Annotated in this window: 24 protein-coding genes; 11 read left to right on the top strand and 13 right to left on the bottom strand. The window is 72.5% G+C overall.

Annotated elements, in window-relative coordinates; translation table 11 throughout:
• Positions 1–126 precede the first annotated feature (126 nt).
• Together AB0H28_RS15905 and AB0H28_RS15900 are read left to right on the top strand one after the other, a co-directional pair.
• The gene (locus AB0H28_RS15905; protein WP_358040254.1) at positions 127–960 is read left to right on the top strand and encodes a sugar phosphate nucleotidyltransferase; all 834 of its coding nucleotides are present in this window, start codon (positions 127–129) and stop codon (positions 958–960) included.
• Positions 961–1,012: 52 nt separating this feature from the next.
• A complete protein-coding gene (locus AB0H28_RS15900; RefSeq protein WP_278104426.1) occupies positions 1,013–1,300 on the top strand; it encodes an Lrp/AsnC ligand binding domain-containing protein in 288 nt (95 codons plus the stop codon).
• A gap of 61 nt (positions 1,301–1,361) precedes the next feature.
• Here AB0H28_RS15900 and AB0H28_RS15895 read toward each other — a convergent pair whose 3' ends face one another.
• From AB0H28_RS15895 to AB0H28_RS15875, 5 genes are all read right to left on the bottom strand, one after another.
• Complete coding sequence (locus tag AB0H28_RS15895) at positions 1,362–2,036, bottom strand: DUF4142 domain-containing protein (protein WP_358039784.1); 675 nt, start codon at positions 2,034–2,036, stop codon at positions 1,362–1,364.
• 233 nt (positions 2,037–2,269) lie between these two features.
• Positions 2,270–3,901, bottom strand: coding sequence for a cytochrome b N-terminal domain-containing protein (locus AB0H28_RS15890; RefSeq protein WP_358039781.1), 1,632 nt, complete (start codon positions 3,899–3,901; stop codon positions 2,270–2,272).
• A complete protein-coding gene (locus AB0H28_RS15885; protein WP_358039778.1) occupies positions 3,898–4,992 on the bottom strand; it encodes a Rieske 2Fe-2S domain-containing protein in 1,095 nt (364 codons plus the stop codon). The genes AB0H28_RS15890 and AB0H28_RS15885 overlap by 4 nt, the downstream gene beginning before the upstream one ends.
• Positions 4,993–5,059: 67 nt before the next feature.
• Positions 5,060–5,893 (bottom strand): cytochrome c, encoded by an 834-nt coding sequence (locus tag AB0H28_RS15880; protein WP_358039775.1) that lies wholly within the window; start codon positions 5,891–5,893, stop codon positions 5,060–5,062.
• 72 nt (positions 5,894–5,965) lie between these two features.
• On the bottom strand, positions 5,966–6,565 hold the full coding sequence (locus AB0H28_RS15875) for a heme-copper oxidase subunit III (RefSeq protein WP_091059316.1): 600 nt from the start codon (positions 6,563–6,565) through the stop codon (positions 5,966–5,968).
• Positions 6,566–6,673: 108 nt separating this feature from the next.
• Between AB0H28_RS15875 and AB0H28_RS15870 the strand changes: the two genes are divergently transcribed.
• The 4 genes from AB0H28_RS15870 to AB0H28_RS15855 all read left to right on the top strand — a co-directional run bounded on the left by AB0H28_RS15870 (position 6,674) and on the right by AB0H28_RS15855 (position 9,727).
• Positions 6,674–7,654 (top strand): cytochrome c oxidase assembly protein, encoded by a 981-nt coding sequence (locus tag AB0H28_RS15870; RefSeq protein ID WP_358039771.1) that lies wholly within the window; start codon positions 6,674–6,676, stop codon positions 7,652–7,654.
• A 53-nt stretch (positions 7,655–7,707) separates the two neighbouring features.
• Positions 7,708–8,106 carry a hypothetical protein gene (locus AB0H28_RS15865; RefSeq protein ID WP_358039768.1) on the top strand — a complete coding sequence of 133 codons (399 nt, stop codon included), beginning with the start codon at positions 7,708–7,710 and terminating at the stop codon, positions 8,104–8,106.
• A gap of 78 nt (positions 8,107–8,184) precedes the next feature.
• Entirely contained in the window at positions 8,185–9,231 is a 1,047-nt protein-coding gene (gene trpD, locus AB0H28_RS15860) for an anthranilate phosphoribosyltransferase (protein WP_358039766.1), read from the top strand.
• Positions 9,232–9,520: 289 nt separating this feature from the next.
• Positions 9,521–9,727: a hypothetical protein gene (locus tag AB0H28_RS15855; protein WP_358039764.1), complete on the top strand. Its 207-nt coding sequence runs from the start codon at positions 9,521–9,523 to the stop codon at positions 9,725–9,727.
• A 149-nt stretch (positions 9,728–9,876) separates the two neighbouring features.
• On the opposite strand, the gene AB0H28_RS15850 is transcribed toward AB0H28_RS15855, so the two are convergent.
• Together AB0H28_RS15850 and coxB are read right to left on the bottom strand one after the other, a co-directional pair.
• Positions 9,877–10,302 (bottom strand): cytochrome c oxidase subunit 4, encoded by a 426-nt coding sequence (locus AB0H28_RS15850; RefSeq protein ID WP_358039762.1) that lies wholly within the window; start codon positions 10,300–10,302, stop codon positions 9,877–9,879.
• Positions 10,303–10,313: 11 nt separating this feature from the next.
• Positions 10,314–11,285 (bottom strand): cytochrome c oxidase subunit II, encoded by a 972-nt coding sequence (gene coxB, locus AB0H28_RS15845; RefSeq protein ID WP_358039759.1) that lies wholly within the window; start codon positions 11,283–11,285, stop codon positions 10,314–10,316.
• A gap of 169 nt (positions 11,286–11,454) precedes the next feature.
• On the opposite strand from coxB, the gene AB0H28_RS15840 reads away from it, so the two are divergent.
• Both AB0H28_RS15840 and AB0H28_RS15835 read left to right on the top strand, forming a co-directional pair.
• Complete coding sequence (locus AB0H28_RS15840) at positions 11,455–12,606, top strand: aminotransferase class V-fold PLP-dependent enzyme (protein ID WP_358039756.1); 1,152 nt, start codon at positions 11,455–11,457, stop codon at positions 12,604–12,606.
• Complete coding sequence (locus tag AB0H28_RS15835) at positions 12,603–12,833, top strand: sulfurtransferase TusA family protein (protein WP_358039753.1); 231 nt, start codon at positions 12,603–12,605, stop codon at positions 12,831–12,833. The genes AB0H28_RS15840 and AB0H28_RS15835 overlap by 4 nt, the downstream gene beginning before the upstream one ends.
• 141 nt (positions 12,834–12,974) lie before the next feature.
• Here AB0H28_RS15835 and AB0H28_RS15830 read toward each other — a convergent pair whose 3' ends face one another.
• The 4 genes from AB0H28_RS15830 to AB0H28_RS15815 all read right to left on the bottom strand — a co-directional run bounded on the left by AB0H28_RS15830 (position 12,975) and on the right by AB0H28_RS15815 (position 16,313).
• Complete coding sequence (locus AB0H28_RS15830; protein ID WP_358039750.1) at positions 12,975–13,490, bottom strand: ATP-binding protein; 516 nt, start codon at positions 13,488–13,490, stop codon at positions 12,975–12,977.
• On the bottom strand, positions 13,487–14,461 hold the full coding sequence (locus AB0H28_RS15825; protein WP_358039747.1) for a carbohydrate kinase family protein: 975 nt from the start codon (positions 14,459–14,461) through the stop codon (positions 13,487–13,489). Before AB0H28_RS15825 ends, AB0H28_RS15830 begins: the two co-directional genes overlap by 4 nt.
• A gap of 183 nt (positions 14,462–14,644) precedes the next feature.
• Entirely contained in the window at positions 14,645–15,016 is a 372-nt protein-coding gene (gene erpA / locus AB0H28_RS15820; protein ID WP_089157290.1) for an iron-sulfur cluster insertion protein ErpA, read from the bottom strand.
• Between the two features lie 136 nt (positions 15,017–15,152).
• A complete protein-coding gene (locus tag AB0H28_RS15815) occupies positions 15,153–16,313 on the bottom strand; it encodes a glycerate kinase (protein ID WP_358039744.1) in 1,161 nt (386 codons plus the stop codon).
• Between the two features lie 43 nt (positions 16,314–16,356).
• On the opposite strand from AB0H28_RS15815, the gene nadA reads away from it, so the two are divergent.
• From nadA to AB0H28_RS15800, 3 genes are all read left to right on the top strand, one after another.
• On the top strand, positions 16,357–17,532 hold the full coding sequence (gene nadA, locus AB0H28_RS15810; RefSeq protein WP_358039741.1) for a quinolinate synthase NadA: 1,176 nt from the start codon (positions 16,357–16,359) through the stop codon (positions 17,530–17,532).
• A 214-nt stretch (positions 17,533–17,746) separates the two neighbouring features.
• Positions 17,747–19,102, top strand: a complete 1,356-nt coding sequence (gene murA, locus AB0H28_RS15805) for a UDP-N-acetylglucosamine 1-carboxyvinyltransferase (protein ID WP_358039738.1) — start codon at positions 17,747–17,749, stop codon at positions 19,100–19,102.
• A gap of 93 nt (positions 19,103–19,195) precedes the next feature.
• Positions 19,196–19,804, top strand: a complete 609-nt coding sequence (locus tag AB0H28_RS15800; protein WP_358039734.1) for a DUF3043 domain-containing protein — start codon at positions 19,196–19,198, stop codon at positions 19,802–19,804.
• A 20-nt stretch (positions 19,805–19,824) separates the two neighbouring features.
• Here the strand turns inward: AB0H28_RS15800 and AB0H28_RS15795 are convergent, their stop codons facing one another.
• Complete coding sequence (locus tag AB0H28_RS15795) at positions 19,825–20,811, bottom strand: ATP-binding cassette domain-containing protein (RefSeq protein WP_358039731.1); 987 nt, start codon at positions 20,809–20,811, stop codon at positions 19,825–19,827.
• Complete coding sequence (locus tag AB0H28_RS15790; protein ID WP_358039728.1) at positions 20,808–21,620, bottom strand: ABC-2 family transporter protein; 813 nt, start codon at positions 21,618–21,620, stop codon at positions 20,808–20,810. The genes AB0H28_RS15795 and AB0H28_RS15790 overlap by 4 nt, the downstream gene beginning before the upstream one ends.
• Between the last annotated feature and the right edge of the window lie 110 nt (positions 21,621–21,730).

The following is a 21,730-nucleotide window of genomic DNA, read 5'->3' as shown; positions in this document are numbered from 1 at the left end:
CCGTCGAGCGGGCCGGCGGCGCACGCCGGGCCGGCGGCGCACGGCCGCACCCCGAGCGGCCCGGACGCGGGCGGCAGGCCAACGGCGCACGGCCGCACGTCGGGCGGGACGGCAGCGGGTGTCGAGGTGTGCGCGGTGGTGCTGGCGGCCGGTGCGGGCACCCGACTGCGGCCGTTGACCGAGCGGGTGCCGAAGGCGCTCTGCCCGGTCGGCAACGTGCCGCTGCTCGACCGGGCGCTGGCCCGGCTGGCCGGGCTCGGGCTGACCGGTCCGGACCGGGTCGCGGTCAATGCCTGCTACCTGGGCGACCAGGTGGTGAGCCGGGTGGGCGGCCGGGCGCACCTGTCGGTCGAACCGGGCGATCCGCTGGGCACCGCGGGCGGCGTGGGGCGGCTGCGGGACTGGATCGGTGGGCGGGGCGTGCTGGTCGGCAACGCCGACGCGTACCTCGCCGACCCGGCGGCCCCGCCCGGCGCGGACGTGGCCGCGCTGCTCGACGGGTGGGACGGGCGGAGCGTACGCCTGCTCGGCCAGCCGGCGGGCGACCCGGCCGCCCCCGGCACCTTCGCCGGCCACCGCTTCGTCGGCTTCTCGCTGCTGCCCTGGCGGCTGGTCCGCGACCTGCCGGCAGAGTTCGGCGACCTGGTCCGGGCGGTGTGGCGGCCGGCGGAGGCGGCCGGTGCGCTGACCGTGGTTTCCTACCACGGCACCTTCTACGACACCGGCACCCCGGCCGACTACCTGGCCGCCAACCTGCACGCCGCCGGCCCGGACGGGCTGGTCGACCCGTCCGCCGCGGTGCACGCCCCGGTCACCCGATCGGTGGTCGGCCCGGGCGCCCGGGTGTACGGCGCGGTCGACCGGTCGGTGATCTGGCCGGACGCGACCGTCGCCACCGGGGAGCGCCTCGACGGGGTGATCCGGGCCGGGGTCGACCTGACCGTCCCGGCCGCGCGCTGACCGCACCGGGCTCTAGCATGAGCCTCGTCGCCGACGAACGGAGAAACGTCCCGTGATCACCGCGATCGTGCTGATCGACTGCTCCACCGACTCCATCCCCGAGGTGGCCGAGGCGCTGGCCGACCTGCCCGGCGTCAGCGAGGTCTACTCGGTGGCCGGGCACGTCGACCTGATCGCCATGGTCCGGGTCCGCGAGTTCGAGCAGATCGCCCAGGTCATCGCCGGCAGCATCTCCAAGGTGCCCGGCGTGCTCAACACCGAGTCGCACATCGCGTTCCGCGCTTACTCCCAGCACGACCTGGAGGAGGCGTTCGCGATCGGGCTGGCCAGCGCCGACTGAGAGACGGGTGGCCGGCCCGCCCCGGTACGGGCGGACCGGCCACCGTCGGCCGTACGGCGCGTCAGCTCTGCGCGGGTTCCGGGGTCTCCGTGGTGCCCGGAGCGGGCTCCTCGGTCCCGTTGCCGCCCGGAGCCGGCGACTCGGTGCCACCCGTCCCCGGCGACGTGGTGCCGCCCGGGCTGGGCGTGCCGCTGGCGCTGGTCTGCGGCACCGGGACGCCCAGGGTCTGCGCCAGGGCCACCAGCGCGTCGTAGTGCGCCTGGAGCACCGGCAACGCGTCCTGGGCGAGCTGGACCACCGACTGCTCGGAGCCCTGCGAGATCTCCGTCTGGGTGGCCTGGATGGCCTGGACGTGGCCGGCGAGCTGCGCGGTCACCCACTCCTTGTCGAACTGGGCCCCGTTCAGGCCGTTCAACTTGTCGAGGACCTTCTGCTGGTCGGCGGTCGGGTCGGCCGGCAGCTGCACGTTGAGCTGCTGGGCGGTCGACTGCACCGTCTGGTCCAGCTGGGTGTGGTCCGTCACGAACATCTTGCCCAGGTCCTTGACCTGCTGGTTCTGGCCCTTCTGCTGGGCCAGGTTACCCGCGGTGATCTCGAACAGGTTGACCTGGTGCACCGCCTGCAGATACTGGGTGTCCTGCGTCGACGGTTGCGCCGCGGCCTGCGCCGCGGCGGCGGGCGCCAGCCCCACGACCACCAGCGCGGCCAGCAGACCCAGGCGTTTGATTCCCAACATGCGTTCCTCCCCCATGAGACGTCGGACCGCACGGATACCCGGCTGACCGGGGTTATTCCTGCGATTGCACCCGTCCGGGGTGCCGGCGGCGGGAGCGGGAGGTGTCGAGCGGGGCCCCGCCACCTCCGAAAGCGTTGAGCGGGGCCCGCCGTACCGGAAGGGCGGGGCGAAAACGCCCGTGGCGCCCACCGGAGGAATCCGGCGGGCGCCACGGTCAGTCGTACCCGGAAGGGTCAGCGACGGCTCTCGCCGCTGCTGATCTCCTCCCGCTCCGCCCGGGGCTCGACCGGCGGGTGCCCCGGCGAGACCGGCGCCTCGGCCGGCTTCTCGATCGGGTAGAAGAAGCCCCGGATCGCCGGGCCGAGGGCACCGAGCCGGTTCATCTTCTTCGGCACCACCCAGCCGACGTAGTCCAGTGCCGGCGCGTGGCCGTCGTGCCCGTCGGCCGACGTGAGCGGCTGGTGGACCTCGACGAACCGGCCGTCGGGCAGCCGCTTGATGATGCCGGTCTCCACGCCGTGGGCCAGCACCTCCCGGTCGTGCTGCTGCAGACCCAGGCACAGCCGGTAGGTGACGTAGTAGGCCAGCGGCGGGATCACCAGCAGGCCGACCCGGCCGGCCCAGGTCATCGCGTTCAGACTGATGTGGAACTTGTCGGCGATCACGTCGTTGCCGCCGGAGAGCGTCAGCACGACGTAGAAGGCGACCGCCATGGCGCCCACCGCGGTCCGGGCCGGCACGTCCCGGGGCCGCTGGAGCAGGTTGTGGTGCTTGTAGTCCTTGAGGCGGCGGGCCTCCAGGAACGGGTACATCGTCGACAGGCCCACCAGGATGCCGGGGAGCACCACCGTCGGCCAGAACAGCGGCGGGATCACGTATCCGTCGCCGATCGGGATGCTGATCTCCCAACCCGGCATGAGTCGGGTCGAGCCGTCGAGGAACATGACGTACCAGTCGGGCTGGCTGGCCGCCGAGACCACCCACGCCTCGTACGGGCCGAAGTACCAGATCGGGTTGATCTGGAAGAGGCCACCCATCAGCGCGATCACGCCGAAGACGACCATGAAGAAGCCGCCCTGCTTGAGCGCGTAGCGCGGGAACATCCGCTCGCCGACCACGTTCTCGTTGGTGCGGCCGGGGCCGGGCCACTGGGTGTGCTTCTGCTTGAACACCAGCCCCAGGTGCACGCTGATCAACGCCACCAGCAGGCCCGGGATGAGCAGCACGTGGGCGATGAAGAAGCGGCTGATGATGATGGTGCCGGGGAACTCCCCGCCGAAGATCGACGAGCTGACCCAGGAGCCGATCACCGGGATCGACAGGATGATGCCGGAGGCGATCCGCAGACCGGTGCCGGACAGGCCGTCGTCCGGCAGCGAGTAGCCGGTGAAACCGGCCAGGAAGCCGACCCAGAACAGCAGCGAGCCGATGATCCAGTTGGTCTCGCGCGGTTTACGGAACGCGCCGGTGAAGAAGACCCGGAGCATGTGCACCACGATCGCGGCCATGAACAGCAGGGCCGCCCAGTGGTGCATCTGCCGCATGATCAGGCCGCCCCGGACGTCGAACGAGATGTCCAGGCTGGAGGCGTACGCGGCCGACATCGGGGTGCCCCGCAACGGAGCGTAGCTGCCGTCGTAGGTCACCTCGGTCATCGCCGGCTCGTAGAAGAAGGTCAGGAACACACCGGTCAGCAGCAGCACCACGAACGAGAACAGCGCGATCTCGCCGAGGAGGAAGGACCAGTGGTCGGGGAAGACCTTGTTCAGCAGCTTGCGCAGCGGCGTGGCGACCTGGAACCGGTCGTCCACCGCCCCGGCGGTCTTGGCCGGCAGCGCGGCCGCATCGAACTTTCGGCGCTTCATGGCCGCTCCCAGAAGTCGGGACCGATGGTCTCGGTGTAGTCGGACCTCGCCACGAAGAAGCCCTCCTCGTCCACCTCGATCGGCAGCTGGGGCAGCGGCCGGTTCGCCGGGCCGAAGATCGGCCTGGCGTTGTCGGTGATGAGGAACTGGGACTGGTGGCAGGGGCAGAGCAGCCGGTTGGTCTGCTGCTCGTAGAGGCTGGCCGGGCAACCGGCGTGCGTGCAGATCTTGGAGAACGCGACGTAGTTGCCCCACATGTAGTCGCCGTGGCCGACATCCGGCCGCGAGTTGGCGGCGCGCGACTTCTGCGCGTCGTCCTCGCGCAGGTGGATCAGCAGGGTCGGCGAGTCGGCGTGCTCGTTGCTGACCCCGCCGGGAATGCCCGGGAACACGGTGAGCTGGCCGCCGACGCTGACGTCGGCCGGGCGGATCGGCCGGCCGTCCTCCCGGATCAGCCGGATCTTCCTGCCGCCCTCGGCCGGCGCGAAACCGGTGGTGAACATCTGGTTGTTCTTGTGCGGCTGCTCGATCAGGCCACCGATCAGCGGCGCCGCGGCGACCGCGCCGACCGGCGCCAGGCCGGCGAGCAGCGAGATGCCGAGCAGCGGCCGGCGCTTCACGCCCAGCTCGTCGGCCAGGTAGAGCATGGTCTCACCGGTGATCTTGCGATCCTCCGGGTTGCCCGGCTGGTCGTGCCGGTCCTGGATCGAGACCTCCTTGGGCAGCAGCTTCTTGCCCCAGGTCAGGATGCCGAAGCCGATGCCGAGCAGGGCCAGGCCCAGGGTCAGGCCGAGCAGCGGGGTGTAGAGCTTGTCGCCACCACGACCGGCCTCCCACTGCCACGGCCACCAGATGTAGATCACCAGGAAGGCGGTGGCGAAGACGCCGGTCAGCAGGAACATCATGGCGACCGTACGGGTCAGCCGGCGCTCGGCCTTGCTGCCCCGGACCACCTGCTCCTCGTAGTGGACGATCTCGATGTCGTCCCGCCGGGCGCCCTCCTGGACGATGTCGAACCGGGAGAGCCGCGGGTCGTACAGGTCGACCGGCTCCCGACCCTGCGGGGCCTGGTGCTCGGTGTGGGTGCTCATGCCGTCACCTCGCTACGCGTGGCGCCGGTGGCCGGCACCAGGGCAATGATACAGATGTTCGGCCGGGTCACGACTTGCCCGCGATCCACAGGCTGGCGAAGACCAGCGCGACGATGCCGACCAGGAAGATCGCCAGACCCTCCGTCGACGGGCCGTACCGGCCCAGGTTGAACCCGCCCTGGTCCTGGTCGCTCTTCAGGGTCTCCTGGATGTAGGCGATGATGTCCGCCTTCTCCTCCGGGGTGATCTGGTTGTCGCCGAACACCGGCATGTTCTGCGGGCCGCTCAGCATTGCGGCGTAGATCTGCCGGTCGCTGGCCGGCTTCAGGCTGGGCGCGTACTTGCCGGAGGAGAGCGCGCCGCCGCCACCGCCGAACGCGTGGCACTGCGAGCAGTTGATCCGGAACAGCTCGCCGCCGGTGGACAGGTTGGCGCCCTCGCGCAGGTTGCCCGACGGCACCTGCGGGCCGCCGCCGAGCTCCTGGATGTACTGCCCGAGCTGGCGCACCTGCTCGTCGGTGAACTGCGGCGGCTTGCGCATGGCCTGGGCCTCCTGCCGGGCCATCGGCATGCGACCGCTGCCAACCTGGAACTCGACCGAGGCCGACCCGACGCCGATCAGGCTCGGGCCCCGACCCTCGACGCCCTGGGCGTTGCGACCGTGACAGGTCACGCAGCTCACGTCGAACAGCGCCTTGCCCTCGTTGCCGGCGGCGGTCAGCGGCGGGTTGTCCTGCGCCTGCACGCCCGGAGCGAAGACGGTGTAGGCGCCGCCGGCCAGCATCAGCGCGGCGGCCAGCCGGACCGCGGCACCCAGCCGGCGGCGGCCCCTGCTGCGCGCTACGGGCCGCCCGCGCAACCGCGCGAGCAGACCGCGTCGGCGGTCGTTGTCAGAAGTCATGACCTGTGTCCTTAACCGGTTGGACCTTGTCTCAGGGGACGGAGCAGCGGCGCGGTTCGTGCCGCGCCAAGATCACTGAAGCCAGTAGATCATGGCGTACAGCCCGATCCACACGACGTCGACGAAGTGCCAGTAGTAGGACACGACGATCGCCGAGGTCGCCTGGGCCGGGGTGAACCGGCCCATGGTGGTACGGACCATGAAGATGATGAAGGCGATCAGGCCGCCGGTCACGTGCAGGCCGTGGAAGCCGGTGGTCAGGTAGAACATCGACCCGTAACCGTCTTCATTGATCTTGACGCCCTCGTGCACCAGGGTCCGGTACTCGTTCGCCTGGCCGAGCACGAAGATCAGACCCATCACGAAGGTGATCGTGAACCACCGGCGCAGGGCGTGGACGTCGCCCTTCTCGGCCGCGAAGACACCGAGCTGGCAGGTCACCGAGGAGAGCACGAGGATCACCGTGAAGGTGGTCGCGTACGGGATGTTGAGGACCTCGGTGTGCTTCTCCCACTGCTCCGGCGCCGCCGCGCGGATCGAGAAGTACATCGCGAACAGCGCCGCGAAGAACATGAGTTCGCTGGAGAGCCAGACGATCGTCCCGACGCTGACCATGTTGGGACGCGTCAGTGAGTGGATCCGGCTCTTGTCAATGGCTGGGGCCGCAGTCACGCGGTCATTATTGCCCTTGACCGGGACCGACGATCAGCGGGGTGGCAAACCCGGGCCCGCAGTGGCCCGATCGTGGTGGTCCGCTTCGCCTGACCTACCCTGAAAAGCGTGCTGCACGTCGATCAGATCCTCGCCGCCACCTCGGTCGTCGCGCCGGCGACCGAGGCGGCCGGGGGCGAGGGCGCCCCGCCGCCGTTCACCGTGGCCCGGGTGCTCACCGAGACCCGGCCGGAGAGCTGGCTCACGCTCGGCCTGGTGCTCGCCGCCGGGCTCTACCTCTACGGCGTGCACCGGCTGCGGCTGCGCGGCGACCGCTGGCCGGTGCTGCGCACCGTGGCGTTCCTCGGCCCCGGCCTGGGCGGCATCGCCCTGGTCACGATCACCGGGTTCGGCGCGTACGACACCACGCTGCTCTCGGTGCACATGGTGCAGCACATGGTGCTGTCGATGATCGCACCGATCTTCCTGGCCCTCGGCGCGCCGGTGACGCTGGCGTTGCGCACGCTGCCGGTGCGGCCCCGCAAGCGGCTGCTCGCGGTGGTGCACAGCCGGCTGGCCCGGATCTACAGCTTCCCGCTGGTGGCGTTCGCCATCTTCGTGGCGAACCCGTTCGTGCTCTACTTCACCAACCTCTACGAGTTCACCCTGCGCCACGAGTGGGCGCACGAGCTGGTGCACGCGCACTTCATCATGACCGGCTGCGTCTTCTTCTGGCCGCTGCTCGGGCTGGACCCGCTGCCGGGGCGTTGGCCGTACCCGGCCCGGGCGCTGCTCATGCTGCTGTCCGTGCCGTTCCACACCGTGCTGGGGCTCACCATCATGCAGAGCACCACGTTGCTCGGCGGCGACTGGTACCCGTCGCTCGGCCTGGCCTGGTCCGACCCCCGCAACGACCAGGTGGTCGCCGGCGGCATCCTCTGGGCCGGCGGCGAGTTCGTCAGCGTCACCATGCTGGCCGTGCTGGTGGTGCAGTGGATCAAACAGTCGGAGCGGGAGGCTCGCCGGCTGGACCGCGAACTCGACCGCCAGGAGGCCCGCGAGCGCGCCGCCGGGGCGAGCGCCGGGGCCGGGGCCGGGCCGACCGGCTGAATGTGACGCCCGCTACGATCAGCGGGCAGCTACGAGGTGGGAGCCACGTCACGATGAGCGATCGTCTTTGCACCGTCCTGCTCTACAGCGACGACCCGAAGGTCCGGGACCGGATGCGGCTCGCCGTCGGCACCCGCCCGGCGCCCGGCATCGAGATCGAGTTCGTCGAGGCGTCCGACTACGCCGGCTGCGTCCGGCTGGTCGACGACTACGAGATCGACCTGCTCCTGCTCGACGGCGAGGCGAGCCCGGGCGGCGGCATCGGCATCGCCCGGCAGATCAAGGACGACCGGGACGACGCGCCGCCGACCTGCGTGGTGCTGGCCCGCGCCGCCGACCGCTGGCTGGCCGCGTACGCCCAGGTCGACGCCACGCTGACCCACCCGCTGGATCCGGTGACCGCCGGCAGCACGCTGGCCGAGCTGCTGCGCCGCACGCACGCCGCGGCCTGATCCATCCCGCGGCGCCACGGCGACGCGGCCGTGGCGCGCCCCCAACCGCTTCACTTCACGCCGCTCGGGAGGCCCGCCATGGGCGAACGGACCTGGCCGCTTCTGCTCAACGCGCTGCTGCGCGGCGAGGAGCTCTCCACCGCCGACACCGCCTGGGCGATGGGTGAGATCATGGCCGGCTCGGCCACGCCCGCGCAGATCGCCGGCTTCGCCGTGGCGCTGCGCACGAAGGGCGAGACGCCGGCCGAGCTGGGCGGCCTGGTCGAGGCCATGCTGACCCGCGCCGTGCCGGTGCGGCTGCCCGAGGAGGTACGCGCCACCGCGCTCGACGTGGTGGGCACCGGCGGCGACCTCGCCCACACGGTCAACATCTCCACCATGGCGGCGCTGGTGGTCGCCGGGACCGGCGTCCGGGTGGTCAAGCACGGCAACCGGGCCGCCTCCTCCTCCTGCGGCACGGCGGACGTGCTGGAGCAGCTCGGCGTGCCGCTCGACCTGGCGCCGGAGCAGGTGGCCCGGTGCGTCACCGAGGCCGGCATCGGCTTCTGCTTCGCCGCCCGGTTCCACCCCGGCATGCGGCACACCGGTCCGGTCCGGCGGGAGATCGGCGTACCCACGGCGTTCAACTTCCTCGGCCCGCTGACCAACCCGGCCCGGCCCCGCGCGGGCGCGGTCGGCTGCTTCGACCGGCGGATGGCGCCGGTGATGGCTGCCGTCTTCGCCGCCCGCGGCGACTCGGCGATCGTGGTGCGCGGCGAGGACGGGCTGGACGAGTTCAGCACCGGCGCGCCGACCCGGGTCTGGGTGGCCCAGCAGGGCACCGTCAGGGAGTCGCTGTTGGACGCGGCCGAGCTCGGGGTGCCCCGGGCCACCCTGGCCGACCTGCGGGGCGGAGATGCCGTCTACAACGCCGACGTGGTCCGGCGGCTGCTGGCCGGCGAGACCGGCCCGGTGCGCGACGCCGTGCTCGTGAACGCGGCGGTCGCGCTGGCCACCCAGGGCCCGCTCGACGGCGACCTGCACGAGGCGGTGCGCGCCAACCTGGGCCGGGCCGCCGAGGCGGTCGACTCGGGCGGGGCCGCTGCCGCGCTGGACCGCTGGCTGGCGGTCGCCCGCACCGCCTGACCGGTTGCCTGTCATACCCGCCTGGCAAACTACAGGGGAGTAATTCTCCGCTTTCAGGACGAAAGTCATGAGCGGACGGTGGCCCTGTGGGGGCGATGGCCCCGTGGGGGCGATGGCCCCGTGGGGGCGATGGCCCCGTGGGGGCGATGGCCCCGTGGGGGCGATGGCCCCGTGGGGGCGATGGCCCCGTGGGGGCGGTGGCCCCGTGGGGGCGGTGGCCCCGTGGGGACGATGGCCCTGTGGGGTGATCGCTCCCCGCCGCCGGCACCCGGAGCGAGAGGAGACGCCCGTGTCGGATCACGAGCTCTACTGCGACACCTGCGAGGGCGTCGTGCTGTTCGAGACGCCGTTCTGCGCCGACGGGCACGGCGCCGACTGCCCCGAGCTGGTCTGCACCGGCTGCGGCGCGGCCCTGCTGGTCGCCACGGTCCGGTTCCGCATGCCGACCCGCTCCCGCCGGCGCGCGCCGCGCCCCACCCGCCGCCACGCCGCCTGACCCCCATCCCCCGCACCGACAGCACGCGACCGTCGAGCGAGGCACCTCGGCACAGCGCGACCGCCCCGCCGGGCAGCAGGCGGGAAAGCGGCAGGCCCGCGGCCCCGGGAAGGGGGCGCGGGCCTGCCGCGGGTGTGCGGGTGGGTGGGTCAGTGCTCGGCGGTGCGGCGGGTGCCGGAGTAGTACTCGAAGAGCAGCCCGCAGGCGGCGAAGACCACCGCCACCAGGCCCAGGCCCAGCAGCCAGAACTGCCAGAACACGAGCCCCAGGCCGGCGATCGCGGCGGCCAGCGCCAGACCGAACGGCCAGTAGCTGCCCGGGCTGAAGAAGCCGATCTCACCGGCGCCGTCGGCGATCTCACCGTCGGCGCGGTCCTCCGGACGCAGGTCGATGCGGCGGGAGACGAACCAGAAGAAGCCGCCGCACATCGAGGTGAGCAGGCCGGACAACATCAGTGCCACCGTGCCGACCCACTCGACGCTGCCACCCTCGCCCCAGGTCCAGAGGCCGTAGAGCATCGTGGCGCCGAACAGGAACACCGAAATGACGGTGAAGATCTTCCACTCGGTCTTCATGCCGGACCCCCTCAGCTTCCCGCGCCGGCCGTCGCGTCGGACGGGTTGAAGTTGGCGGTGTTGCGCCGCGTGTCGAAGGGCTTCGTGGTGGTGGCGTACGGCTTCTCACCGATCGAACTGAGCGCGTCCTGGGTCGACTGGCCGCTCTTCTTGGCCGCCAGGAACTGCTCGTACTTCTCCGGCGACACGACCCGCAGCTCGAAGTTCATGAAGGCGTGGTAGCTGCCGCACAGCTCGGCGCACCGGCCGACGAACGCGCCCTCCTGGTCGATGCTGGAGACCTCGAAGGTGTTCCGGATGCTGCCCGGGAAGACGTCTCGCTTGAACAGCAGCTCCGGCACCCAGAACGAGTGGATGACGTCGCGGCTCTGCTCCTCGAACCGGATCGACCGGCCGCTCGGCAGCACCAGCACCGGGATGACCTCGCTGGTGCCCAGCACCGAGGCGACCGTGTTGGCGTCCCGGCCCTGCCCGTCGCGGTAGTTGAACTGCCAGTTCCACTTGAAGGCGACGACCTCGACGGTGACGTCCGGGTTCTTCGACTCCTTGACCACGTCGGTCTGCACGACCGCGGTGTAGTAGAAGAGCACGGAGACCACGAGGATCGGCGCGATGGTGTAGAGGAACTCCATCGGCAGGTTGTAGCGGGTCTGCACCGGCAGCTGGTTGCCGCGCTTGCGGTAGCGGATCACGCACCAGAAGATCAGGCCCCAGACGAACACGCCGACCGCGAGCGCCGCGATGCAGGAGGCGATCCACAGGTCGTACATCCGGTGCGACTCGGGCGTGATGCCGCCCTGCGGCCAGCCGAAGCCGCCGAATGCCTTGCCGACGTCACAGCCGGTGAGCAGAACCAGCAGCGCCGCTCCGCCGAGACCGAGCCCGACGAGTCGACCAGCACCACGCCGCCGGCGCCCACCGGCTCCCGGGGAAGCGCTGTGCCGTACGGCCGACGGCCGTACCTCCGAACTCCTTGCGACCACCTGGTCCTGCCTCCCTAGCGCGCCGCGGCGGTTGTTTCCCTGACACCGACGGCAAAGGCGTCACCGACGGTCGCAGATTACTCGACCATGGCGGGCCTGGCCGTCTTGGGGTCACTGTCCGCCCCCATCGGGGGATCTTGGGCGTACCCGGGCGATAGCGTGGAATGTCATGAACGCCTCCCCGGTCTACCTGGACGCCGCCACCGCCGCGCCGCTGCACCCGGTCGCGCGGCAGGCGATGCTTGCCGCCCTGGACGACGGCTGGGCGGACCCGGCCCGGCTCTACGCGCCGGCCCGCCGGGCCCGCCAGCTCCTCGACGCCGCCCGGGAGGCCGCCGCGCAGACGCTCGGCGTCCGCGCCGACGAACTCTCCTTCACCCCCAGCGGTACGGCCGCCGCGCACGCCGCCGTGCTGGGTGGCCTCGCCGGGCGACGGCGCGCCGGTACGACGCTGGCGCACTCGGCGATCGAGCACTCGGCGGTGCTGCACGCCGCGCAGCGGCACACCGCCACCGGGGGTGACGCGGTGTCCGTGCCGGTGGACCGGTCGGGCCGGCTGGACCTGGACGCCTGGGCGGCGGCGGTGGGCGGCCCCGGGGTGGCACTGGCCGCGTTGATCGGGGCCAGCCACGAGGTGGGCACGGTGCAGCCGGTGCCCGCCGCGGCGGAGTTGTGCGCCGAGGCGGGCGTGCCGCTGTACGTGGACGCGGCCCAGTTGGCCGGCCGAGCGCCGCTGCCGTCGGGCTGGTCGGTGCTCACCGCCAGCGCGCACAAGTGGGGTGGGCCGCCCGGGGTGGGCCTGCTGGTGGTGCGCAAGGGCACCCGCTGGGAGTCGCCGTACCCGGCCGACGAGCGGGAGTCGGGGCGTACCCCGGGGGTGGTGAACCTGCCGGCGGTGGTGGCCGCGGCGGCGAGCCTGCGCGCGGCGGCGGCCGACGCGGCGGCCGAGGCGGCCCGGCTGACGCCGCTGGTGGACCGGATCCGGGCCCGGGTGGCGGCGGAGGTGCCGGACGTGGAGGTGGTCGGCGACCCGGTGGACCGGTTGCCGCACCTGGTGACGTTCTCCTGCCTGTACGTCGACGGCGAGGCGCTGCTGCACGCGCTGGACCGGCGCGGCTTCGCGGTCTCCTCCGGCTCGTCCTGCACCTCGTCGACGGTGCGGCCGTCGCACGTGCTGGAGGCGATGGGGGTGCTGTCGCACGGCAACGTGCGGGTGTCGTTGCACCGGGAGACCACGGAGGCGGACGTGGAGCGGTTCCTGGCCGAACTGCCCGGGATCGTCGCGGCGCTGCGGGCCGAGGCGGGGGTGACCGGCCTGTGAGCGACCCGGACGAGGTGCTCGACTGCCGGGGCCAGCGCTGCCCGCTGCCGGTGATCAACCTGGCCCGGCGGTTGCCCGGCCTGCCGGCGGGCGCGGTGGTCCGGGTGCTGGCCGACGACCCGGCCGCGGCCGTGGACATCCCGGCCTTCTGCCGGATGCGCGGCCACGAGTTCCTCGCCGCCCACCCCGACCAGGGCCCCGCCTACGACATCCGCCACACCCCCTGACACCCACCCTCCCACCCGCCCACCCGCCCACCCGCCCACTCTCCGCGCAGATTCACGGAAAGAGTGGCTGATCCGGCCCGTTAAGGCACTCTTTCCGTGAATTAGCCCTGTGAGGGTGGGGTGGGGTGGGGTGGGGTGGGGTCAGTTCAGGTAGGCGAGGATGCCGGGGAGGGGGTCGGCGGCGACGGCGGTGTCGACCACCAGGCGCGGGCCGATCAACGGCTCGTACTCGGCGCGGCGCACCAGCGTCTGCTCCCAGGTCACGGGCTCCCCGGACGGCCGGGCCTCGACCCGGCGGCGGTGTTCCGCCTCGTCGCCGCAGTGCACCTCGATCATCCGCAGCGGCACGCCGGCCCGCTCGGCCAGGTCGTGCCAGAGGCCGCGGGCGCTGGCAACCGGGTTCACCGCGTCGACCACCACGCTCAGCCCCAGGCCCAACTGCACCTCGGCCAGCCCGGCGACCGCGCCGTAGGCGGCCATCCCGGGCACGCCGCCGGTGAGGCCGTAGCGGCCCAGGGCCCGCTCGACCGGGTCGACCGGCAGGACCGGGGCGCGCAGCGCCGCGCCGACCCGCACGGCCAGGGTGCTCTTGCCCACCCCGGGCAGCCCGGCGAAGGCGACAAGCACCTGCCCCGCCGGACCGGCCGGGGCGCTCACGACAGGTGCGGCCGGACGTCCTCGGCGGCCGCGTCCCCGTACGACTCGGCGAGCCGCTTGACGAACAGGTCCCGGCGGACCTCGTACTCCTGGCCGCCGAAGTTCTCCAGCACCAGCGTGGCCAGCAGGCAGCCGACCTGGGCCGCGCGCTCCACGCCGACGCCCCAGTCGAGCGCGGCGAAGAAGCCGGCCCGGAAGCCGTCGCCCACGCCGGTCGGGTCGACCGCCTGGATCTCCCGCGCGATCGGCACCCGGATGGTGCCGATCTCCCGGCCGGCGATCTCCACGCCCTGCTTGCCCAGCGTGGTGACCCGCACCGTGACCCGGTCCAGCAACTGCTCGTCGGTGAGGCCGGCCTTGCTCTGCAGCAGCGACTTCTCGTACTCGTTGGTCATCAGGTAGTCCGCGCCGTCGACCAGGCCGAGCACGTCCGCGCCGTCCATCCGGGCGAGCTGCTGCGACGGGTCGGCGACGAACGGGAAGCCCCGCTCCCGGCACTCGGCGGAGTGCCGGATCATCGCGGCCGGGTCGTTGGCGCTGACCAGCACCAGGTCGAGCCCGCCGAGGCGCTGCGCCACCGGGGCCAGCTCGATGTTGCGCGCCTCGCTCATCGCCCCGGCGTAGAACGAGGCGATCTGGCACATGTCGGTGTCGGTGGTGCAGACGAAACGCGCCGTGTGCGCCACCTCGCTGACGTGCACCGAGTCGCAGTCGACGCCGTGGCGCTCCAGCCAGGAACGGTAGTCGGCGAAGTCGGCCCCCACCGCACCGAGCAGCGCCGGCCGCAGCCCGAGCTGAGCCATGCCGAACGCGATGTTGGCGGCCGTGCCGCCGCGCCGGAGCACCAGCTCGTCGACGAGGAAGGACAGCGAGACCTTGTCGAGCTGATCGGCGATGAGCTGGTCGGCGAAGCGACCGGGGAAGCTCATCAGGTGGTCGGTCGCGATCGAGCCGGTCACGGCGATCTTCATGTCACCCCTCGTGGTCGGGAGCACGGCGCGGTCAGCCTACCGGTCGTTCCGGCCCTCCGGACGGCGGTCGGTCGCCCGGCGCACAACCCGACGTCACCGGACGGACACGACAAAACGACGGGACCGCCCCCGGTGGGGACGGTCCCGTCGTGCCACGGCGTCGGAACGCCGACTCAAGCCGGATCAGCTGAACGAGTCGCCGCAGGCGCAGGAGTTGCCGGCGTTCGGGTTGTCGATGGTGAAGCCCTGGGCGTCGATCCGGTCGGCGAAGTCGATGGTCGCGCCGGTCAGGTAGGGGGCGCTCATCCGGTCGACGACGACCTCGACGCCACCGAAGTCGGTGACGACGTCACCGTCGAGCGACCGCTCGTCGAAGAAGAGCTGGTATCGCAGGCCGGAGCAGCCACCCGGCTGCACCGCGACCCGGAGCCGCAGGTCGTCGCGGCCTTCCTGCTCGATCAGGGCCTTGACCTTCTGCGCCGCGACGTCGGTCAGGACGACGGTGCTGGGGGCCTGCGTGGCCTCGGTCGACTCGGTCTGCGCTGGCGTGGTCACGTGGAAGTCTCCCTGCGCGGTATGAGGTCCGGACGTTCTGGCCAACGCCGCACGTCCGCCAGTATTCCCGGTGGTCCACCCCCGATCGTACGCCGTGGCCGGCGGGTCCACCCGGTGGCGTGACCAGCGGAACCCGTCAGCGGCTCCACTGCCCGGCCAGCCGGGCGCCGAGCGCCCGCAGGCCCTCGGCCGGGCGCTCCATCGCCGTCACCACTCCCCCGTGCTCCTCGCCGCCGAAGTGCTCGACCAGGCTGTACGCCTCGGTGACGCCGGCCGCGGCGGCCTCCCGCCGCCCGGTGCTCACCCGTCCGGCCAGCACCACGCAGGGCACACCGCGGTCCCGGGCCGCCCCGGCCACCCCGGCGACCACCTTGCCGCGCAGCGACTGGTGGTCGAAGGAGCCCTCGCCGGTGACCACCAGGTCGGCGGCGTCCAGCGCGGCGTCCAGGCCGACCGCCCGGTTGACCAGCCCGATGCCCGAGGAGCACCGGCCGCCCAGGGCCAGCACCGCCGCGCCGAGCCCGCCGGCCGCGCCGCCGCCGGGCAGCGCCCCGAGCCCCGGCGGGCAACCGGGCAGCCGCTCTTGCAGCACCTCCGCCCAGCGTTCCAGCGCGGCGTCCAGCAGCAGCACGTCCGCCCGGTCGGCGCCCTTCTGCGGGCCGAAGACGCTGCTCGCGCCGTGCAGCCCGAGCAGCGGGTTGTCCACGTCGGTCGCGGCGACCAGCGGCACGCCGCGCAGCCGGGGCACACCGTCGAGCGTGGCCACCCCGGCCAGCGCCGCCCCGCCGTACGGCAGGGCCCGGTCGCCGGAGTCGAGCGGGGTGACGCCGAGCGGGACGAGCATGCCGGCGCCGCCGTCGTTGGTGGCCGAGCCGCCCAGCCCGATCACCACGGTCCGGGCGCCCGCCTCGATCGCGGCGGCGACGAGCAACCCCAGCCCGTACGAGGTGGTGGCCTTCGGGTCGCGTTCGGCGGCCGACAGCAGGTGCAGGCCGCACGCCTGGGCGCTCTCCAGGTAGGCCACGCCGTCGTCGGTGAGCAGGATCTCACCGGCGGCCGGGCGGCCGAGCGGGTCGACGGTGCGCACCGGCAGCAGCCGCCCGCCGAGCGCCCCGGCGAGCACCTCGACGAAGCCGGGACCGCCGTCGGCAAGTGGCCGCAGCAGCAGGTCGTCACCGGGGGCCACGGTCCGCCAACCCTCGGCCACCGCGGCGGCCACCTCGGGGGCCGGCAGCGTGCCGGCGAACTTGTCCGGGCAGAGCAGCACGCGCATGCCGAGCAGTGTGGCAGGCCACATCGTGAGCGGCTGCGCGGCGGCCGGGCTGTGGGACCATGGGGGCGTGACTTCGACCTGGGTTGAGCCCTCCAACACCGCGACTGCGCTGCTGCTCCTCGGCCGCGGCAGCGACCCCGCCACCGAGCGTGGCGTGGAGTGTCCGGGTGACCTCCCCGCGCCGAGCGACCCTGACCTGGTCGCCCGCGCCGCCGCGGCGAAGGCCGCGCTCGGCACGAGGGTGTTCGTGCTGGGCCACCACTACCAGCGCGACGAGGTGATCCAGTTCGCCGACGTGACCGGCGACTCGTTCAAGCTGGCCCGGGAGGCGGCGGCCCGCCCGGACGCGGAGTACGTCGTCTTCTGCGGCGTGCACTTCATGGCCGAGAGCGCGGACATCCTCACCACGGACGCGCAGAAGGTGATCCTGCCCGACCTGGCGGCCGGCTGCTCGATGGCCGACATGGCGGTGCTGTCGCAGGTCGAGGCCGCCTGGGACGCGCTGACCGACCTGGGCGTGGCGGCGGACACCGTTCCGGTGACCTACATGAACTCGTCCGCCGACATCAAGGGTTTCGTCGGCCGGCACGGCGGGGTGGTCTGCACCTCGTCGAACGCCAAGCGGGCCCTGGACTGGGCGTTCGAGCAGGGCCGCAAGGTGCTGTTCCTGCCCGACCAGCACCTTGGTCGCAACACCGCCGTGCTGGAGATGGGCTTCTCGCTGGACGAGTGCGTGCTGTGGGATCCGCACAAGCCGAACGGCGGGCTGACCGCCGAGCAACTGCGCGACGCGAAGATGATCCTGTGGCGGGGGCACTGCTCGGTGCACGGCCGGTTCACGCTGGAGAGCGTGCAGGACGTGCGGGCCCGGGTGCCCGGCGTCAACGTCCTGGTGCACCCGGAGTGCCGCCACGAGGTGGTCACGGCCGCCGACCTGGTGGGCTCCACCGAGTTCATCATCAAGGCGATCGAGGCGGCGCCGGCCGGTTCGGCCTGGGCCGTCGGCACCGAGCTGAACCTCGTCCGCCGGCTCGCGCTGGCCCACCCGGACAAGCAGATCATGTTCCTCGACCGGGCGGTCTGCTACTGCTCGACGATGAACCGGATCGACCTGCCGCACCTGGTGTGGGCGCTGGAGGAACTGGTCGCCGGCCGCGTGGTCAACCAGATCACGGTGGATCCGGAGACCGCCGGGCACGCCCGCGCGGCGCTGGACCAGATGCTCGCGCTGCCGGGCGCCTGATCACCGTCGGTCACCTACCTGGCACGGAAACGCACCGGAATCCCCGGTTCGTGCCCTGCCTGGCGATGTGACCGATTCCATTTTCGTCACGGAGGGCTATGCTGCCGGGGCGACGACACATGCGGGCCGGTTTCCCCATGGCCGCGATCCGGGTAGCGATGAAACATCGCGGGCCCCCACCTACACGGCAGCACCCAACGCGCTGGAGGTTGCGTTGACCGACGACGTCCTGGTCGTACACGGAGGAACTCCGCTCGAAGGGCGGATCCGCGTGCGCGGCGCGAAGAACCTCGTGTCCAAGGCGATGGTCGCCGCCCTGCTCGGCGACACACCCAGCCGACTGTTCGACGTGCCACGCATCCGTGACGTCGAGGTCGTCCGCGGGTTGCTCGGCCTGCACGGGGTGAAGGTGACCGACGGCGGGGAGGACGGCGAGCTGGTCTTCGACCCGTCCAACGTCGAGAGCGCCAGCACCGACCAGATCAACGTGCACGCCGGGTCGAGCCGGATCCCGATCCTGTTCTGCGGCCCGCTGCTGCACCGGCTCGGCCACGCGTTCATCCCCGACCTGGGCGGCTGCCACATCGGCCCCCGCCCGATCGACTTCCACCTGCAGGCGCTGCGCGAGTTCGGCGCGACCGTCGACAAGACCCCCGAGGGCCTGCACCTGTCCGCCCCGAACGGGCTGCACGGCACCAAGTTCGCGCTGCCCTACCCGAGCGTCGGCGCCACCGAGCAGGTGCTGCTCACCGCCGTGATGGCCGAGGGCGTCACCGAGCTGCGCAACGCCGCCGTCGAGCCGGAGATCATCGACCTGATCTGCATCCTGCAGAAGATGGGCGCGATCATCAAGGTACACACCGACCGGGTGATCGAGATCCAGGGCGTCAAGAAGCTGCACGGCTACACCCACCGGCCGATCCCGGACCGGATCGAGGCGGCGAGCTGGGCGGCGGCGGCGCTGGCCACCCGCGGCCACGTCGAGGTGCTCGGCGCGCAGCAGGCCGACATGATGACGTTCCTGAACATCTTCCGCTCCGTCGGCGGCGAGTACGAGGTCACCGACGCCCGCCCGCCGAAGCTCGGCGACCCGGGTCAGGAGGGTGGCATCCGGTTCTGGCACCCGGGCGGCGAGTTGAACGCCGTGGCGCTGGAGACCGACGTGCACCCCGGTTTCATGACCGACTGGCAGCAGCCGCTGGTGGTCGCGCTCACCCAGGCCCGGGGCCTGTCGATCGTCCACGAGACGGTCTACGAGCAGCGACTGGGCTACACCGAGGCGCTGAACACGATGGGCGCCAACATCCAGGTCTACCGGGACTGCCTCGGCGGCACCCCGTGCCGGTTCGGCCGGCGCAACTTCAAGCACTCGGCGGTGATCGCCGGGCCGAGCAAGCTGCACGCGGCCGACCTGGTCATCCCGGACCTGCGCGCCGGGTTCAGCCACCTCATCGCGGCGCTCGCCGCCGAGGGCACCTCCCGGGTGTACGGCGTCGACCTGATCAACCGCGGCTACGAGGACTTCGAGGCCAAGCTGTCGGACCTCGGCGCGCACGTCGAGCGCCCCTGACGCACCCCTCGGTGGGTCCGGCGACCCGCCACGGCCGCGCCCGGCGTACCCGCGATGTGCACCGGGCGCGGCGCTTTGGCTACCCTTGCCGACGTGCCGTCGCTGTTTCGCCGCAAGTCCGCCGACCTCGTCGAGGATTCCGTCACCCCGGTGACGTCCGACGAGGAGCCCACCGCCGCGCGCCCCCGGGGCTACACGCCGAGCAAGAAGGAGCTCGGGGTGACCACCCCGAAGCGCCCGGCCGCCGGCCGCCGGCCGACCGCCCCGGCCCGCCCCCTGACCAAGGAGGAGGCCCGGGAGCAGCGGCGCGCGGCGCGCGCCGAGTCCGCCGCCGAGTTTCGCCGCGAGGGCGGCCCGCGGGACCGGGGCCCGGAGCGGCTGCTGGCCCGCAACGTGGTCGATTCCCGGCGTACGATCGGCACCTGGTTCTTCGGCGGGGCGTTGATCGTGCTGGTCGGGTCGAACCAGGCCATGCCGCCGATCGTCCGGCTGCTGGCCAACCTGCTCTGGGGCGCGCTGGCGCTCGGCGTGCTGATCGACTCGGTGCTGATCAGCCGGAAGATCAAGAAGCTGGTGCGCGAGCGTTTCCCGAAGAGCACCGAGAGGCTCGGCTCGCTCTACTTCTACGCGATCATGCGGTCGATCACGTTCCGCCGGATGCGCGCCCCCGCCCCCCGGGTCGCCATCGGCGAGAAGGTCTGAGTGTTGATAGGGGGCCCTTCCTATACGCCAGGCGTTAACCGGGGGCCCTTCCTTTCGCGCTGGTAGAGGTGGGCGACGACCTCCTCGATGTCCGGCTCCACGATCGAGACGTCCCGCAGCGTCGCCAGGCCGGCCAGCCCGGCGACCACCTCGGCCACGCTCGCCGACTCCAGCGCGAAGACCAGCCGCTGCCCGTCCGCCTCCACCCGGTGCAGCGACGCGCCGGGCAGCAGCGGCGGCTCGGGCAGCGCGGCGTCCAGCTCGGTGACCACCATCCGGCGCGAGCCGTACCGGCGGTGCAGCTCGGCGATCGAGCCGTCGTGCACCACCCGCCCGTGGTCGATCACCACGAGCCGCCGGCAGAGCCGTTCGATGTCGGCCAGGTCGTGCGTGGTGAGCACCAGCGTGGTGTCGCCGGAGCGGCCCAGCTCGGCCAGGAAGCCCCGGACCGCCTGCTTGCTGACCACGTCCAGCCCGATCGTCGGCTCGTCGAGGAAGAGCACCTGCGGGCCGTGCAGCAACGCCGCGGTCAGCTCGCCGCGCATCCGCTGCCCGAGGGAGAGCTGCCGGACCGGGGTGTCCAGGAACTCGTCCAGGTCGAGCAGGCCCCGGCAGCGGGCCAGCCGGGCGGCGTGCGCGGCGGCCGGCACCCGGTAGATGTGCCGCAGCAGGTCGAACGACTCCCGCAGCGGCAGGTCCCACCAGAGCTGGGACCGCTGCCCGAAGACCACCCCGATGCGCAGCGCCAGCCGGGTCCGGTCGGCCACCGGCCGCAGCCCGCAGACCTGGGCCCGCCCGGCCGACGGCGTCAGCACGCCGGTGAGCATCTTCAGCGTGGTCGACTTCCCGGCGCCGTTGGGGCCGATGTAGCCGAGCATCTCGCCGCGCTCCACCCGCAGGTCCACGCCGTCCACCGCGGTCACCGTCCGCTTCTCCCGGCGCAGCCGCCCGGCCCGGACCCGCACCGTGAACTCTTTGCGCAGGTCGTCCATCTCGATGACGCTCATGACCCCGTACTCCGGTAGTGACGGATCCCGACCCGCCAGGCCAGGGCGGCGACCGTCGCGGCGAGCACCGCGACGCCCGGCGCGGCCCATCCCACCCAGGACGGCAGGCCGAGCGGGTCGGCGCGGCCCAGCAGCGCCAGCGCCGGGTGGTAGCTGACGAACGCGAACCCCATCCCGTACGCGAACAGCGCGCGGAACCACCCGCCGTAGACGGTAATCGGGTACGCGGTGAAGTCGCGCCCGCCGTAGGTGACCGAGTTGGCCAGCTCACCCGAGTCCACCCAGTAGAACGACACCGTGGCGGTGGTGACGAAGACCGAGGCGAAGAAGACCACCGCGGCCGGCGGGGCGACGACGGCCAGCGCGACCCGCCCCGGGGTCCAGTCGATCCCGGCCGAGGCGAGCGCGAAGCCGAGCACGGCCAGCCCGAACACGGCGCGGGACACCTTGCGCAGCGGCAGGTCCATCAACAGCAACTGGGGCAGCGCGGCGAGCGGGCGGACCAGCACCGCGTCGAAGAGGCCGGTGCGGACGTAGCGGGGCAACCGTTCGATGTTGCCGACCAGCAGGTCGGCGGCGGCGAACCCACCCGTCGACAGCCCGACCACGACAAGCGTCTCGCGCAACGTGAAGCCACCCAGCTCGCGGGTCACCCCGAAGATCACCAGGACGGTCACCACGTCGAACACGGTCGCGCCCAGGTTGCCGACCAGGTCGACCAGGAACGACGTGCGGTAGGCCGTCTGGGAGCGCGCCTGCGCACCGAGCAGCGACCGGTACGCCCGCAGCGCGCCACCGCGCTCAGCCACCCCCGACGCGCTCCCGCGCTCAGCCACCCCCGACGCGCTCCCGCGCTCAGCCACCCCCGACGCGCTCCCGCGCTCAGCCACCCCCGACGCGCTCCCGCGCTCAGCCACCC

Source organism: Micromonospora sp. NPDC050980, assembly GCF_040653835.1.
GTDB lineage: Bacteria > Actinomycetota > Actinomycetes > Mycobacteriales > Micromonosporaceae > Micromonospora.
This window is presented reverse-complemented; position numbering and strand designations above follow the sequence as displayed.

What these genes read in the sequence shown, in the direction of transcription:
- AB0H28_RS15885 (WP_358039778.1), bottom strand. Translation starts at nt 4,992, where the DNA reads ATGAGCACCCACACCGAGCACCAGGCCCCGCAGGGTCGGGAGCCGGTC.
- AB0H28_RS15825 (WP_358039747.1), bottom strand. Translation starts at nt 14,461, where the DNA reads ATGAAGATCGCCGTGACCGGCTCGATCGCGACCGACCACCTGATGAGC.
- AB0H28_RS15890 (WP_358039781.1), bottom strand. Translation starts at nt 3,901, where the DNA reads ATGAAGCGCCGAAAGTTCGATGCGGCCGCGCTGCCGGCCAAGACCGCC.
- AB0H28_RS15815 (WP_358039744.1), bottom strand. Translation starts at nt 16,313, where the DNA reads ATGTGGCCTGCCACACTGCTCGGCATGCGCGTGCTGCTCTGCCCGGAC.
- AB0H28_RS15850 (WP_358039762.1), bottom strand. Translation starts at nt 10,302, where the DNA reads ATGAAGACCGAGTGGAAGATCTTCACCGTCATTTCGGTGTTCCTGTTC.
- AB0H28_RS15880 (WP_358039775.1), bottom strand. Translation starts at nt 5,893, where the DNA reads ATGACTTCTGACAACGACCGCCGACGCGGTCTGCTCGCGCGGTTGCGC.
- AB0H28_RS15865 (WP_358039768.1), top strand. Translation starts at nt 7,708, where the DNA reads ATGAGCGATCGTCTTTGCACCGTCCTGCTCTACAGCGACGACCCGAAG.
- AB0H28_RS15840 (WP_358039756.1), top strand. Translation starts at nt 11,455, where the DNA reads ATGAACGCCTCCCCGGTCTACCTGGACGCCGCCACCGCCGCGCCGCTG.
- AB0H28_RS15795 (WP_358039731.1), bottom strand. Translation starts at nt 20,811, where the DNA reads ATGAGCGTCATCGAGATGGACGACCTGCGCAAAGAGTTCACGGTGCGG.
- AB0H28_RS15895 (WP_358039784.1), bottom strand. Translation starts at nt 2,036, where the DNA reads ATGTTGGGAATCAAACGCCTGGGTCTGCTGGCCGCGCTGGTGGTCGTG.
- trpD (WP_358039766.1), top strand. Translation starts at nt 8,185, where the DNA reads ATGGGCGAACGGACCTGGCCGCTTCTGCTCAACGCGCTGCTGCGCGGC.